The organism is Butyrivibrio sp., assembly GCF_017940685.1.
Taxonomy (GTDB): domain Bacteria; phylum Bacillota; class Clostridia; order Lachnospirales; family Lachnospiraceae; genus Butyrivibrio.
This window is the reverse complement of the sequence record NZ_JAGAYD010000073.1, coordinates 1-14,082: the sequence shown is the minus strand read 5'-3', so window position 1 is coordinate 14,082 and position 14,082 is coordinate 1. Positions and strand designations below refer to the sequence as shown.

Sequence of the window (14,082 nt, the reverse complement as noted above, 5' to 3'; positions counted from 1 at the left end):
GGGGACGGTTCTGCTGACACGGGGACGGTTCTACTGTCAGGTTTTATCTAAGTAAAACCTGACAGTAGAACCGTCCCCGTGTCAGCAGAACCGTCCCCGTCTTGTCTATTAATCAAATATATCTACAAGCTCTATCTTGAAGTTAAGTTCTTTGCCAGCCATCTCGTGATTGCCGTCGAAAGTGATCTTGTCATCTGCAAGTTCTTTTACCGTGACAGGGAATGCGCGACCATAACCGTCCTGTAAAAAGACTCTGTCGCCAATTTTAAGCTTCTCAACCTCTTCTGCAGGGAACTCATCAGCATCTACAACTACAACGTAGTCCTCGTTGTACTCGCCGTAGGCCTGGTCTGGAGTAAGATGAACGTCTACGATATCGCCCTTCTCCATGTTTACAACTGCAAGGTCAAAGCCAGGGATCATCATGCCTGTTCCGCAAATGTAGGTGATAGGCTCGCCTCTGTCATATGAAGCATCGAACTGAGTGCCATCGTTGAAGGTTCCTCGATAGTGAACTGAAACCTTCTTGCCGGCGTTCTTGCCTTCCATGATAGGTGCACCGCCGTGGCATCCTGAACATCCGCCGCAACCACCTTCTGAGTCGCCGCATCCGCCGCAACCTTCAGCGTCGTCCTCTGAACCTCCGTGACATCCGCCACATCCGCCTTCTGATTCCTCGTGACCGTGATGTCCGCAGTGTCCACCCTCGTGACCTTCACCGTGCTCGTGGTCGTGGTGGTCACAGTTAACGCCTGTGCTCTCGAGCTCGCCCTTAAGGTAAGCTTCAACTGCTGCATCTGTGTCGCCCTTAGCGCCAGCTACAACCTCGATGCCATTAGCCTCAAGAGCTGCCATTGCGCCTCCGCCGAGACCACCGCAGATAAGCGCATCAATCTCTTTTCCGGAAAGAAGAGTTGCGAGAGCCTCGTGGCCTGCTCCCTCTGTTCCGATAACCTCTGAGGATACTACCTTGCCATCCTCAACTTCATATACCTTAAACTGCTCAGTATGTCCAAAGTGCTGGAACACCTGTCCATCTTCGTAAGTTACTGCAATTTTCAATGTGTTACCTCTTTCTAATTACTTAAAATAAACAATAATTCAACCTAAAGAGTTTAACATAACACTACTTACAGCATCAATAGTCTTTTGCCTGATGCCATTATCTTTTGCAATCTGCTCCCAGTTTGACACTGCATCATTAACTTCGTTTATTATTCTTTTTACCTTAGCCGTACCAATTCCCATATTGGCGCCAGTGGCCAGCAGATCATCCCTGGTTATTCCGGTGGTTTTATTATTAATCTTCATCTGGTGTGCCTTAAGCCAAACATTGTCGGGATTGTATGAAAATGTTATGTCGTAAGCAGGTGAAAGACTCCACTTGCCTTTTCGATTCATAAGAAAAGAAATGTTCTTAACATGATCATCCTGATTGACCGCAATTACGTTAAATACCATTCTTCTGAAGAACTGCTCAATCTCTTTAGCAGTCAGATCCATCTGCCTCATATACATAGCTGCCTGTTCATAACTACAGAGCGCAGGAAAAGAATAGTCCAAATGCGCCAATGCACCAAGTGTTTGCATATGTAATTTGTCACCATTTACTCTGTCAAATCTCTTTGTCATAAAATGGTTTCTTCCATTTTCTCGAAGCAGCCTGCATTCTGACATTTCCACTCCAGCCAGCACCGCCATTTGATAGTACGAATATTCTATCAACGTATATTCTGGCTCATCCTCTAAATTATGATCACCGTTTTTTGAAACCCCATCAAATTTCAGGAGCCAATAATCGAAGCCATCACCAGCATCTACCTGACCTGATTTAATTTCTCCGCTGTCCTCATTCCATGCAATTATTGCCTTTGCCCGCGCTCCCCCTGCTGATGTACCTAACTGCAAAAGCTGTGAATACGTGAGATTCTCATCAGTTTTTATCTTTATCCGTTCTCGATTTGATAGTACTTCTGAGGCAAATTGCACCATTGCATCCAGATCCACAAGGCTCTTTTCGTCTTCATCAGGGCCGTTTGCAGGAACATATTCCAGTGCTCCCATCCCTCGTTTACCTGTATAACACAACCTGTCGATGACATTGAAATCAGCCTCAGACTTTCCCTGACTTACAAGCCAGCTACTAATAACAGCATTACCAAACTTATCAGGTAACGAGTCTGCAATCAATCCTGGTACACCTTTAAAAGATTCCCCAATGTCAGGAAATCTATACACTCTATCCGAAACTGGCATTTTTATGGGCGACAATTCTATCCCCGCCCTTACTGCGCCGTCTACAAAGTTTCTATCATATTCAAAATCTGCAATATTCATTCCATCTTCAAGGCTCAGAATTCCTACTCTGGTCCCCCACAGGAACACTTCAACATATTTCATGTTTCATCACCCCACTTAAATTCTACTGTTCCCATAGAATCTTGTTTTGTACTTTTTCGTGCTCTCTGCCTGGTATGGTTTCTGCTTTTTTCCAGCTTGGCAGATGGCCGGTTATCCATATCTGGGATTGCAGCATTTACAAGATCAGCAATATTCAGAGCCACTAAGATTTTCATAAGATTTTCAAAAGAAATATCCGAACCTTTTTCAAATCGTTGAAGAGATCGGACTGAAACACCTGTGAGTTCTGACAGTTTCTGCTGCGAAATCCCACTTTCAATCCTGTATCTTTTGATTTTCCTTCTTAATTCATCAACATAATAACTATAAGAGTAGGCCATATGATCACCTGTGAGTCGAAGATATATGCTTTTGCTGTTACATGTACATTATAGTCCATTCAAAAATAACATGCAATATTTGACGTTTTATAGCAGCAAAAACGGATAACACGTCATATTTGACATGTTATCCAGGTTATAGAATGTGTATCTCTAGATTACAGTTTGCAACGCTTATTCTACTAACACCTACTGTCCCAATCCACTTATGGATTCACCATGACCTTGATGTATTCCTCAGATTTATTCTTCATGATGGAAAGACCCTGGTCCATGTCTTCAAGGCTAAATCTGTGAGTAATGAGGGAAGATGGAGTCATTGCTTCAGGTGCATCTGCTGCTGCGCTGTCGCCAGTTTTATCGCCTTTCTGCTCCCGCAAACTGCTCCAGGCTGTAAGTCTTTCAACCACATAGGTCCAATCGTCGGGATAAGATGAATTCCAGGTGCCTTTGAGGGTCAGCTGATTACGAAGTATCTTCCAGTAAGTCTCCCTGGGCAGGTCCATATCTGCAGCCGGATTGCCCACCAGCATCACCTTTCCAAGAGGCGCAGCGCACTTAATGGCCTGCTCATAGCTCTCAGGGCGACCAATACATTCAAAGTAGTAGTCCACTCCGCCGCCGGTCTTTTCTTTTATAAATGTAGCTGGCTCCCCATATCGCACGTCACAAAGGTCGCCTTCAGAATATCCCATCTCCAGAAGCTTTTTCTTCTGGATGTCCTTGTTTCCTATGCAAAAGACATTTCGGTAGCCCGCATCTTTAAGGAACATAGCCACGAAAAGACCGATGGTTCCAAGACCGCAGACTGCTATCGTGGGCTGGGTGCCAGATCCGCCAGTGCCGCCCGCTTCAGCATCCGCTGTAGTCCACTGTTTTGAGCCATCCTGAGCGGTTATCCTACGGATAAGTCCAATCTCCCTGATAGCGTGCACAGCGACACACATAGGCTCAAGCATAGCTGCCTCATCATCTGATATATCATCTGGCAGCGGTATCAGGTTCCACACCGGAACAGTGAGAAACTCTGCAAAACCGCCATCACACCTTGATCCAAGATAATTATAGTTTTCGCACATCTCGTAGTGACCAGCCTTGCACTGAGGACACTCCCTGCAAGGTATAAGCGGGAATATTCCCACTCTCCGGCCAACAAGCTCCGGCCTTGACGCACACTCTTTTACCGTACCAGTCATTTCATGGCCAGGTACAAGAGGCATGTTGTGTGCTCCGGTCTTGTAGATCCTTGGGATGTCTGAGCCGCAGATCCCGCATGCGTTTACTTTCACAAGAGCCTCGCCATCCTTTGGCGCGGGCTCTTCAACTTCAGTGTATTTTATGTTTCCGATTCCGTATAAAACTTGAGCTTTCACAGGCAAATCTCCTAATGATTACTGATTTTCTTCATCTTTTAGCTTTGCAAATATTTTCTCAACATCAAAATCCGACTCAGCATCTTTAGCTGCCTCATATATTCTCGTAATCATATCAAGTTCTTCATCTAAATCTTCAGCAATTTCTTTGGCATTCTTACCTTTACTCATCTTACGACAAACCAGTTTAATCAAATTTATGGTTTCACCTTTTTCTACCCATACTTCCGCCGCTCTACACATTTTCATGGTTCCCTCCTTTTCTCGTGCTATCGCAATCTTAGCATCTGTGAATGTATTGATCACGTTGATCGAGTCAATATCCAGCACCCAATCTTTGCCTTTTTTCTTCAAAGCCCTTTGAAAGTATCCCTCATCATTCTGGTACTTAATAAACTCAAGCACATCGCCAAGCATAGTATGAAACTTACCAAAATCCTTAATGTCATGAGGATCTATGATCTTTAATTCGTAATCATTAACAAACTTCAATATTCTGGAATCTGTCTTCTCAAACATATCGGATAATTTTCTTGGTCCATCCCACCTTTTGTCACTCCAGTTGATCACAAGCGTAATGACCGGATATATCCTGCTGTCTTTTGTAAATCCCGATAGAAACTCAGCATCGCCTGTCTTTTTTCCGGTTTTCCTAACCTCTTTCTCCGTCTCGGAGACCTGAGCCGCATAATTAAGCGCATCATACAGCAAATTCCTAACCGGCATTGCATAATGGATCTCAGACTGATTCTCAATTCCAAGAAGAACATATGTGATGTTATCCCCCCGCTTAACATTGAGCGTCTTTATAACATCCCTGGTCTTCTTGGTTGTTATGATCTTATCCAGCTTATTAACTATGGCTGTCTTAACCGCCTCTGCAGGAGAAAGATCTTCCGGTTTTATAACCTTTTCCCCATCATAAATAAAGTAATTAAAAGCATCTGCAAAATGCTCATTGTCCGCCATATAATCGCCGGACACAATATCTTTGTTTCCCACTTACTCCTCCTTTAATTATATTTTCTTCGCACACTGCTAGCAAGTGTACTTAATAGTGGATAATCTCAGCGAAATGCTGATACCGCAACGAATGTGGCGGACGACCCTGAAACGGGCACAAGAAGTATGATAACAAAAAAATCTCAAGAAATAAAGCCCGAAATTTCTCATTCGCTTCTCCCCCTTTATGATACTATAGAAACGGGGTACTAATTCATGGATCACAGCATAGACTTCTTCAAAGACGAGATTCGAAACGGTTTCTATATTCCCACCGCCCTGAAGGTTTTCTGGGCGGCGTCTCTTGATGTTCTCAAAGTAATAGACGATATTTGCCAAAAGCACGATATAACTTACTTCGCCGATTGGGGAACATTTCTTGGGGCAGTTCGCCATGGTGGATTTGTGCCCTGGGACGATGACCTAGATATATGCATGCTGAGGGATGACTACATCAAGTTCAGAGCCGTTGCTGATTCTGAGCTCCCCGATCATTTCTGTATTCACGACTATGAGCGCCAGGAAGATCACTGGCTGTTCCTTTCCCGCGTAGTCAACAACAAGCACATCTGCTTTGACGAAAAATATCTCCGCGACCATTACAATTTTCCCTGGCTCACGGGAGTTGATATATTTGTAAAAGACTATCTGTACCACGATCCTACTGATGAGAAAAAAAGAAGCGACGAAATCCTTCGCATTCTGGCCGTTGCTGACGGTATTACAGATGGAAACCTTGACAGGCAAACGATCACGTCTTCTTTAGATTCCCTTAAAAAGAAATATGGCATCACTCTGCCATCATTAGCCGACAAGCGCTCTGTGTCTGTAGCACTGTATTCTCTTGCAGAATCCATAATGGCCCGTGTTCCCGCGCAGGATGCTGAAATGGTCGGTCAGATCTTTCCATGGGTACTCAAGGGCAGCCAGGGCGAGCCCAAGGCTTACTATGAAAAGATAGTCAGGCTTCCCTTCGAAGATACTACTATCCCTGTTCCCGCCTACTACAACAAAGTTCTGGCCCAGCGCTATGGCAACTACATTGAGATTCACAAGGTTTGGAGCGGACATACTTACCCGGCTTACGAGGAGCAGCGCAAACTCTTTGAAAAGCAGGCAGGTCAGAAGCTTCCAAGATTTTCATTTATCCCTGACATGTTGAACCGTCCTGTTTCAGATAAGTCAGGCTCTTTAAAAGAGCTTTCAAAAGAATGCCTTGCTCAGCTAAAAGCTTTAAACAAAAAAGCTGATCAAGAAACCCAAGAAGATCCGCGCAATATTCTTTCAGAAATGCAGCAGTTATCCGTAGATCTTGGCACACTTATTGAGAATGTAAAGGGCGAGGATTCGCCTTGTGCCAAAGAAGTTGTTGCCATTTTGGAGGAGTTATGCGAGGCCATATTTGCATGCTATCAAAAGTTATCGCCATCCACAGAAACACCAGATTCTGAGCCTGCATCCCTCGACCTGACCACCTTAAGCAAATCTCTAGAGAAGCTGGAACTGTCCCTGGAGAAGAACATCTTCTCCAGAACAGAAGCTCTTTTCCTGCCTACCAGCCCATCCAGGTGGGAATCCATGAAAAGAGCTTATCAGAGCGCATGTGAAGATGACAGCTGCGACCCTGTTGTCGTTCCGCTTCCTCTTTTCACTAAGGACTTTTTTGGTTCGCCTATGATGTCTGACGAAGAGATCATCAAAGCTACAAACCTTGATGATTATGACAAGGATCTTCCTATCCGCAGCTGGACAGACTATGATATATCCTTGCACTGTCCAGAGACTGTTTACATCCAAAGCCCTTACGACGGCACTAATCCGCTTCTCTCCGTGCCAGGAAGCTACTACGCGGAAAACATCAGATTCTTTACCGATCACCTCGTTTATATCCCTATTGGCGCAACCGCAGAATTTGGCCCTGAGGATACTACAGATCAGACCGTCATGGACTACTACGTGACTGCACCTGGCATAATCTATGCAGATGAAGTCCAGGTCCAGTCCGAGAATATAAAAGAGCAGTATGTCAATAAGCTGACTGCGTTTGCGAGTGAGAACACACGCGATCACTGGATCAAAAAGATCAAGGCAGATACCGCACCAACCGTCATTACAAAACCTGATATTACCAACTCCAACTGCAAGAAACGCCTCTTATACTGCATCGGCCTCTACGACATGTTCGAAAGCGAAGCCACCATCCTTGAAAGTGCAAAGAACAGGCTTGATACTCTATCTGGCGCAGACGACAAGCTCATAGCCAGCCTGTGCTTCTACCCACAGGAATTTGAAATATCGGAAACAGCTCTTTTATCAAAGATCAATGACACAAAGGCGGAACTGATCTCATACGCAAAAGAAAGAGGAATTGAAACAATCCCTCTTCCAGTAAATGCTTATTCAGATTTGCAGGCTGATTTCGATGCCTATTACGGCTGCAACAGTCCTCTGGTGCACGAGTTTGCCATGCGCCAAAAGCCAGTCATGATAACAAATTACAGCATATCATGATATTGCGACCACAACTAAAAGCCGCTCACCCCTCCAAGATTTCCCTTGCCCTGTCCAGGTCCTCTCTAGTGGTAACTTTGAAGTTGAGCTGATTGCCCGGGATCATTGCCACATCAAGGCCTGCCATGATCGCAGGCTCTGTGGAGCCCTTTATCAAAAGAATCTTATCCGGCAGCAGCTCCTCATTGGCCCGCAGATACTCAGTAAACCTGAAGGCTTCCGGAGCCTGCCCGGCATAAATGCAGTTGCGGTTCAAAAGCTCGTCTACTTTTTTCCCACTTCTGCTAAAATACACCGTGTCCTTCATAGGAAGGACGGGCATGGCCCCGTCATGGGCATCAAGTGTCTTTAAACACTCATCTATATCTTCCACTGTAACAAAGGGCCTTGCTGCATCGTGGATGATCACGCCGCCCACACCCTCAGAGGAACTGTCTATATCCTTAAGTGCATTGTAAATTGACATCTGTCTGTTTTCTCCAGGGTCGGAAAATCCCATAAACTTGCGGGTCAGCTCTGCATTATCCCCGCCACAGATCTCACTTTCAATTTTCTCTCGCCATGCACTGTCTGCTACAATCTGTATGCCATCCACCATCTTACTATCCGCAAATGGCTTAAGGCTGTGCATTATCATCATCTGCCCTGACAGCTCAATGAACTGTTTGGGTATATCAGATGCAACTCTGCTGCCGGTGCCCCCAGCCAGGATAATCGCAATATTCATAAAGTCATCCCCCGTGATCACTAAATTCTAAAATTAGTCCCTAACACTCATCATTAAAACCCATCACTGCAACAGTGCAAGAACGCCCTGATTAGTCTGGTTTGCCTGCGCCAGCATTGACTGACCTGCCTGTGCAAGGATATTGTTATTAGAATATTTTACCATTTCTGCCGCCATATCCGTATCACGGATTCTTGACTCAGCAGCTGTGGTATTCTCTACATTGTTGTCAAGGTTCTTTATTCTATGCTCAAGACGATTCTGAAGAGCTCCGTAATAACTGCGAACTCTTGCGACATTAAGGCCGCATAAGTTTACTGTCTCGATAGTAGCCTGCGCCATATCTCTCGTACTGGTATCAAATACATTGCCCTCTGAAAGAGAACTAAGTTTTATATTAAAACGCTTAAGGTCCAATTGACTTGTTTCATTACCCTCAGAGCCAACCTGAAGCTTTAATACTTTTCCATATCCGTCAGCCCCGCCTTCGCCATCAGCAATGCCATCCTCTTTGTCGGGGAATACATAACCGCTGCCATAGGCATTGGCGTACCAGGTGCTGTCAGGTGTTACAGTATAGTTGCTTCCTGTAGGAGAGAGCTTGTCTGGAGCAAAAAGATCTGTCTGCGAATCTCCAAGATTTCCAAAAAGTGATCCTTCTCCGTTTGTCCCTCTGGCCTGAAGGAATTTTTTTGTAAAATCTAATGGATCAAGATACGCAGATTTCGCAATTGAATTCTTAAAGCTGTTTTCAAAATCTGACTGTCCGCTATACCCTGTAAGATCAGGATCAGCAATTGCCTCATTTAAAGTCTTTTTGTTCTCAGCCATATAGGACATAAGCTTATTAAGACCAGCTTTAATGTTATCGGAATTGACATCCACCGCAGAGCCTGCCTCAGTGGCTGCAACTGCATATCCGAGGTACATTGTTGCTACATATCCTGCCCCATACTCATTGTGATTAGCGTAATCTGTCATCTTGGAATTGTAAGCCTTGATGGCAGCATCTGATGATGACGGTCCAATATTAACCCATCCGCCGTCACCACTTGATGTCTGAGCTGCGCCTTCTACAAACCAATGAGGATAACTGGTTGCTGTTCCACTCAACATTCCATTGGTAAGAGTATCGTACATAACAAGATGTGTCATCTCATGAGCTATTGTTGCTGCAAGATCAGCCTTCTTTTCATCGCTCATGGTTGCAAATGAAGACAGTGGATAATCTACTGTATCCACAAACATTGAATACTGCATCATGGTAGATGAAGAATTGGCGCTCATCTTAAGGGATGCCGATGCCAGCGTTCCGCCCTCTGCATCCTTGTGAAGATCCAGTCCCACCTTGATTCCTTTAGATGCTGCCGCACTAAATAATGCCGGAAAATTCTGATAAAGTTTTCCAACAGCATTTGCTGCTGCATCCTGCACAAATTTTGCGAATTCACTTTCGCCATAAGTAGTATCCTGACCTGTAGCCTGAGTGCCTGCAACTTTATCTATCTTGCCATCAGCTCCGATGAAATTTACTGATATCTCAACATCTACTCCGTTTGGCAGGGTAAAAGACATTTTCCGCATATCAGAATCTGTTGTCGCAGCCTTTGGAGCAAACCCCTCTGCAGAAAAGATTGGAATCTCGTTAAATCTGGTAGCTTCATGAGTTCTGTCAATCTCAGCAGCAATCTTTTGTATCTCTTCGTTGATATATCCCCTGTCATTATCGGTAAGGGTATCGTTTGAAGCCTGGATTGCAAGCTCTTTTGCCCTTGCGATCATATCGCTGACCTCATCAAGGGCACCGTCAGCTATCTGGCACCATGACACTCCGTCCTGGGCGTTGTTGGAAGCCTGAGTCAGACCTCTTACCTGGCGTCTCATCTTCTCAGATATGGCAAGACCTGCCGCGTCGTCCGCAGCTCTGTTGATCTTGTAGCCTGAACCAAGTTTTTCCGAAGACTTAGCCTGAATTCCTGTAATAATATTAAGTTGTCTGTTAGCATTCATTCCAGAAAGATTGTGCTGAACAACCATATTTTAGTCTCCGTTTTCTTTAATCCCAGTAGCCTGTATGCGTAGCTTCAAGTATATCTCCACACGCGGGGCAGTAGATTGTTTCCTTGCCATCAAGCACCTGCATGAAATCCTTAAGATCTATAGAGTAAGATTCACATGCGCATCTTGAGTGATACTCTATCGTCTTGCCTGAAGCATCTGTAGCCTTAAACACTGCGATAGCTGATATCTTTCCGCATTTTTCGCAGATGCCTATCTCTTTATATACATTCCAGGTTGCGCCTCCATCAGCCAGTTCCCTGATCTTAGTCTGTATTTCTTTGTCAAAAAAGCTAATGACTGACTCAAGTCTGTTGAATGTGCGGCCTCCGCCAAGTCCAAGATTCGTTTCATAACCGCATTTATTGCATTTAAGATTAACAAGCATTCCCATATGTCTTATCTCTTTTCATATATCAGCCATAATGCCCAAAAACTACTGAAGAAGTGACAGCACTCCCTGATTGGTCTGGTTGGCTTGGGCAAGCATCGCCTGTCCGGCCTGAGCCAATATGTTATTGTTGGAGTACCTGACCATTTCGTCTGCCATATCCGTGTCACGGATCCTGGATTCGGCTGCTGTGGTGTTCTCCTCAACATTTGTTACATTCTTATAAGTATGCTCCAGTCTGTTTTGCTGGGCTCCAAGGGTTGCTCTTTCTTTGCTTATGTATTCGATACCCTTTTTAACTGTATCGATGGCGCTTCTTGCGCTGGAGCCAGTAGTTACATCTACACTCCTGACGCCTACAGTTTCTCCGTTTATCCTGGGGATAGTTACATACATGCCATCGCCCTTATCAGCTCCTGCCTGGATCCATAGGTCGCGGTTTTCGTTATCGATCACATCTCCTGAAAGAGATGAGCAGTCAACTTTTGCTCTGTTACTTCCTGAATCATGAAGACTTTTGAAGTAATTCTTGGCAGCTGCCTCCGTAGCCTGTCCTTCACCCGGAGCGTATATCACAAAGGCAGCTCCACCTGTCTTTTCCATAATATTGTCATGAGCAACCTTCAGAGAATCTGCCCCCGGGGTGAGGCCCTGCTGTGCGCCAAATTTTTCGACAATATAGTCAAACATCTTATTAACTATATCTGTGCCATTCTCGCAGTCAGCTATTCCTAAAGTAAAGTGGTGGGTTCCACTTCCTATCGTAGTGCTGCCCTCAAAACTGTTCTCATTTGTATCTGATTTAAAGGTGAACTTAAATGTTTCTCCACATCCCATTGGACAAATAAAAGAGAACCCTTTGTCATTAAGAATATCTATATCGTCCTTACCAACCCCTGAAAAGTCCAAAGTTGCTGCGGGATAGAACCTCCCACCTTTTTCGTATGCTTCACTCAGATACCCCGAATCTGCCGCAGAGCATTTAACAAGATCTGTCATTTTTTTGTACTTTGGTGCCACACCATGTATATCCCCAAGGATATGTCTGTCATTAAATGTAGTACTTATACCTACTCTGTCGATTTCAGATATCAGAGCATCGATTTCCTGTTGTATATACTGTCTGTCGCTGGAAACAAGCGTATCGTTTCCTGCTTTTACAGAAAGCTCATTCATTCTCTGGAGCATATCGTGCACTTCAGCAAGAGCTCCTTCTGCCGTCTGTAGCATAGAAATGCCATCCTGGACGTTTTCAGAGCCCTGGTGTAATCCACGTATCTGTCTTCTCATTTTTTCACTGATTGCGAGTCCTGCTGCGTCATCTGCAGCCCGATTGATCTTATATCCGGACGACAGCTTCTCAGACGACTTGGCCTGTATGCCAGTCGTTAATCCAAGCTGCCTATTAGAATTCATCGCCGTCAGGTTGTGCTGTATAACCATGCTCAGATCCTTCTGTAATCAATCACCAATATCGGCGGAGCACTCCTGCTTCCGCACTTTTTTGCATCCTTGCATGTAACGCCACTTCCCTGCGGCTATTAGTAATATCGGATAATAATGCACAACACATTAGGTTTGAGGAAATATAATTTCATTTTATTTTAAGAAGCGTTCCAGCCCAAAAATGATTGGCGCCCACCTTACCTCGGCGCTATAATACTTATTAGGCAGACATTTTGCAATTGTAAAGGATGAAAATATGCTGAAAATACATTTTGGCGAACTTGAAAATACAGAATATGGACCATCATGGTTCAAATTCAATTATAATCCCGAATGGCTCAAGGACCCTTTTGTTCAAAAAATGATAAAGGATGTAGATAATTCCACCTACATTGATGGTCTTGTGATTGACAGCCCCGTCCTTGGCCCTATCCCTCCTGAAAGATTATCCGGAGGGGTTAAAACACTTATTATGATCTATGAAAAGCCAGAATTGATATTTGATGCCACAAGCTGTGGTGAGAATTGTGCCAAGTGGCTGCTAGAAATTGGCAAGTTCAAAGATGTGACAATTAACCTTGAGTACTTGATGACGTTTGAAAGCTACGCTCCATTTGAAATATATAACATCAATGAGGAAAGGATCATAACTGATCCGGAAGACTATTTTTTGACCGCTGTAAAATACATTTGATTGGGGATGTTTTATGAAGGGTAAACATCATATAACTGTTGAATCAAGTAATTTAAAATATGAATTCGAGATAAAAAGAAATTTTACCGTAATATTGGGGGAAAGCGCTACAGGCAAGACCACTCTTATTGATCTTTTGAATGAGATAAGACGCCGCGGTGGAAATGGGGCTGTCAGAATACAGTCTGATGTTCCCTGTTCCGTATACCTCGCAGGTGAAGACAATTGGAAATATGAGCTTGCAGGACTAAGTGGTACAATTGTCTTTTTTGATGAAGATTACAGATTCATTTTTACTAAAGAGTTTGCCGAGTTTGCTGCTAAAGCAGACAACTATTTCGTTTTTATTACAAGAAAGCCCTTAAAAAATCTCCCCTATAGCATAAATGAAATATATGGTATCCGCACAACAGGAAAGTATCATTTCCCCGAGCAGGCTTACCACGAGTTTTATCCCATATATGATAATGAATTATGCCTAAACAATATCGACGCAAAACTGCTACTTCTTGTAGAAGACAAGGATTCTGGCTATGAATTCTATAAAAGCGTTGCTCAAAAAGCAGACGTCAGAAGCGCTGAAGGCAATTCCAGTATTCTTCCCAAAATGATCGAATCATCCTTAGACGGAAAGATGCTTGTTGTTGCTGATGGCGCTGCCTTTGGTGCATACATTGATGCCGTCATAAAATTCGCCGAAATGAAGGGAAACGTGGGGCTGTATTTCCCGGAATCTTTTGAGTGGATAATTCTAAAATCTGGAGTCCTCGGTAACAACGATATTCAAAGTATACTTGATTCGCCTGAAGAGTACATAGATAGTCAAAAATATGTCAGCTGGGAGCGATTCTTTACCGCATTGCTAATTGAGCGGACCAAAAATGACAAATACATGCGATACAGCAAAACCAAGCTTCCTGAGTACTATTTAACTCCTGGAAGCGTTGAGAAAATACGGAATGTCATTCCTGAAGAGATACGGAATCTGTTTCTTTAATCGTAAGCGCTAAATATTTAGGTGGGTAGCGCTACCACCACATTTATGTTATTAGGTACAAGGGCTTTTGCCCATAAATATACCCCAGCCTCTTATGAGACTGGAGCACCTTGACAATTCACATATGATTAAGATCACATCG

The 14,082-nt window shown here is 44.0% G+C and carries 12 protein-coding genes; 3 read left to right on the top strand and 9 right to left on the bottom strand.

The genetic code is table 11. The annotated features are described in order from the left end of the window. Positions 1-108: 108 nt before the first annotated feature. The 5 genes from J6I68_RS05235 to J6I68_RS05215 form a co-directional block, all read right to left on the bottom strand. On the bottom strand, positions 109-1,062 hold the full coding sequence (locus J6I68_RS05235; RefSeq protein WP_292218136.1) for a NifB/NifX family molybdenum-iron cluster-binding protein: 954 nt from the start codon (positions 1,060-1,062) through the stop codon (positions 109-111). Positions 1,063-1,101: 39 nt separating this feature from the next. Further along, positions 1,102-2,400: a type II toxin-antitoxin system HipA family toxin gene (locus J6I68_RS05230; RefSeq protein WP_292218134.1), complete on the bottom strand. Its 1,299-nt coding sequence runs from the start codon at positions 2,398-2,400 to the stop codon at positions 1,102-1,104. Next, positions 2,397-2,741 carry a helix-turn-helix domain-containing protein gene (locus J6I68_RS05225; RefSeq protein WP_292218132.1) on the bottom strand — a complete coding sequence of 115 codons (345 nt, stop codon included), beginning with the start codon at positions 2,739-2,741 and terminating at the stop codon, positions 2,397-2,399. The genes J6I68_RS05230 and J6I68_RS05225 overlap by 4 nt, the downstream gene beginning before the upstream one ends. Before the next feature lie 206 nt (positions 2,742-2,947). Continuing rightward, complete coding sequence (locus J6I68_RS05220) at positions 2,948-4,114, bottom strand: galactitol-1-phosphate 5-dehydrogenase (RefSeq protein WP_292218130.1); 1,167 nt, start codon at positions 4,112-4,114, stop codon at positions 2,948-2,950. Positions 4,115-4,132: 18 nt separating this feature from the next. Beyond that, positions 4,133-5,116 carry an Rpn family recombination-promoting nuclease/putative transposase gene (locus J6I68_RS05215; protein ID WP_292218126.1) on the bottom strand — a complete coding sequence of 328 codons (984 nt, stop codon included), beginning with the start codon at positions 5,114-5,116 and terminating at the stop codon, positions 4,133-4,135. Positions 5,117-5,332: 216 nt separating this feature from the next. On the opposite strand from J6I68_RS05215, the gene J6I68_RS05210 reads away from it, so the two are divergent. Next, entirely contained in the window at positions 5,333-7,627 is a 2,295-nt protein-coding gene (locus J6I68_RS05210) for a LicD family protein (RefSeq protein WP_292218124.1), read from the top strand. Positions 7,628-7,652: 25 nt separating this feature from the next. On the opposite strand, the gene J6I68_RS05205 is transcribed toward J6I68_RS05210, so the two are convergent. The 4 genes from J6I68_RS05205 to J6I68_RS05185 form a co-directional block, all read right to left on the bottom strand. Next, on the bottom strand, positions 7,653-8,354 hold the full coding sequence (locus J6I68_RS05205; protein WP_292218121.1) for an IspD/TarI family cytidylyltransferase: 702 nt from the start codon (positions 8,352-8,354) through the stop codon (positions 7,653-7,655). Positions 8,355-8,417: 63 nt separating this feature from the next. Beyond that, on the bottom strand, positions 8,418-10,391 hold the full coding sequence (locus tag J6I68_RS17285) for a flagellin (protein WP_330622418.1): 1,974 nt from the start codon (positions 10,389-10,391) through the stop codon (positions 8,418-8,420). Positions 10,392-10,410: 19 nt separating this feature from the next. After that, positions 10,411-10,806: a hypothetical protein gene (locus J6I68_RS05190; protein WP_292218118.1), complete on the bottom strand. Its 396-nt coding sequence runs from the start codon at positions 10,804-10,806 to the stop codon at positions 10,411-10,413. Between the two features lie 42 nt (positions 10,807-10,848). Continuing rightward, the gene (locus tag J6I68_RS05185) at positions 10,849-12,246 is read right to left on the bottom strand and encodes a flagellin N-terminal helical domain-containing protein (protein WP_292218116.1); all 1,398 of its coding nucleotides are present in this window, start codon (positions 12,244-12,246) and stop codon (positions 10,849-10,851) included. A 259-nt stretch (positions 12,247-12,505) separates the two neighbouring features. Between J6I68_RS05185 and J6I68_RS05180 the strand changes: the two genes are divergently transcribed. Beyond that, entirely contained in the window at positions 12,506-12,943 is a 438-nt protein-coding gene (locus J6I68_RS05180) for a DUF4869 domain-containing protein (protein ID WP_292218115.1), read from the top strand. A 13-nt stretch (positions 12,944-12,956) separates the two neighbouring features. Next, positions 12,957-13,940: a translation initiation factor 2 gene (locus J6I68_RS05175; RefSeq protein WP_292218113.1), complete on the top strand. Its 984-nt coding sequence runs from the start codon at positions 12,957-12,959 to the stop codon at positions 13,938-13,940. Positions 13,941-14,082: the final 142 nt, after the last annotated feature.

Excerpts from the sequence above, each read along its gene's own strand:
- J6I68_RS05225 (WP_292218132.1), bottom strand. The coding sequence starts at position 2,741 with ATGGCCTACTCTTATAGTTATTATGTTGATGAATTAAGAAGGAAAATC.
- J6I68_RS05180 (WP_292218115.1), top strand. The coding sequence starts at position 12,506 with ATGCTGAAAATACATTTTGGCGAACTTGAAAATACAGAATATGGACCA.
- J6I68_RS05205 (WP_292218121.1), bottom strand. The coding sequence starts at position 8,354 with ATGAATATTGCGATTATCCTGGCTGGGGGCACCGGCAGCAGAGTTGCA.
- J6I68_RS05185 (WP_292218116.1), bottom strand. The coding sequence starts at position 12,246 with ATGGTTATACAGCACAACCTGACGGCGATGAATTCTAATAGGCAGCTT.
- J6I68_RS05175 (WP_292218113.1), top strand. The coding sequence starts at position 12,957 with ATGAAGGGTAAACATCATATAACTGTTGAATCAAGTAATTTAAAATAT.
- J6I68_RS05190 (WP_292218118.1), bottom strand. The coding sequence starts at position 10,806 with ATGGGAATGCTTGTTAATCTTAAATGCAATAAATGCGGTTATGAAACG.
- J6I68_RS05210 (WP_292218124.1), top strand. The coding sequence starts at position 5,333 with ATGGATCACAGCATAGACTTCTTCAAAGACGAGATTCGAAACGGTTTC.
- J6I68_RS05230 (WP_292218134.1), bottom strand. The coding sequence starts at position 2,400 with ATGAAATATGTTGAAGTGTTCCTGTGGGGGACCAGAGTAGGAATTCTG.
- J6I68_RS17285 (WP_330622418.1), bottom strand. The coding sequence starts at position 10,391 with ATGGTTGTTCAGCACAATCTTTCTGGAATGAATGCTAACAGACAACTT.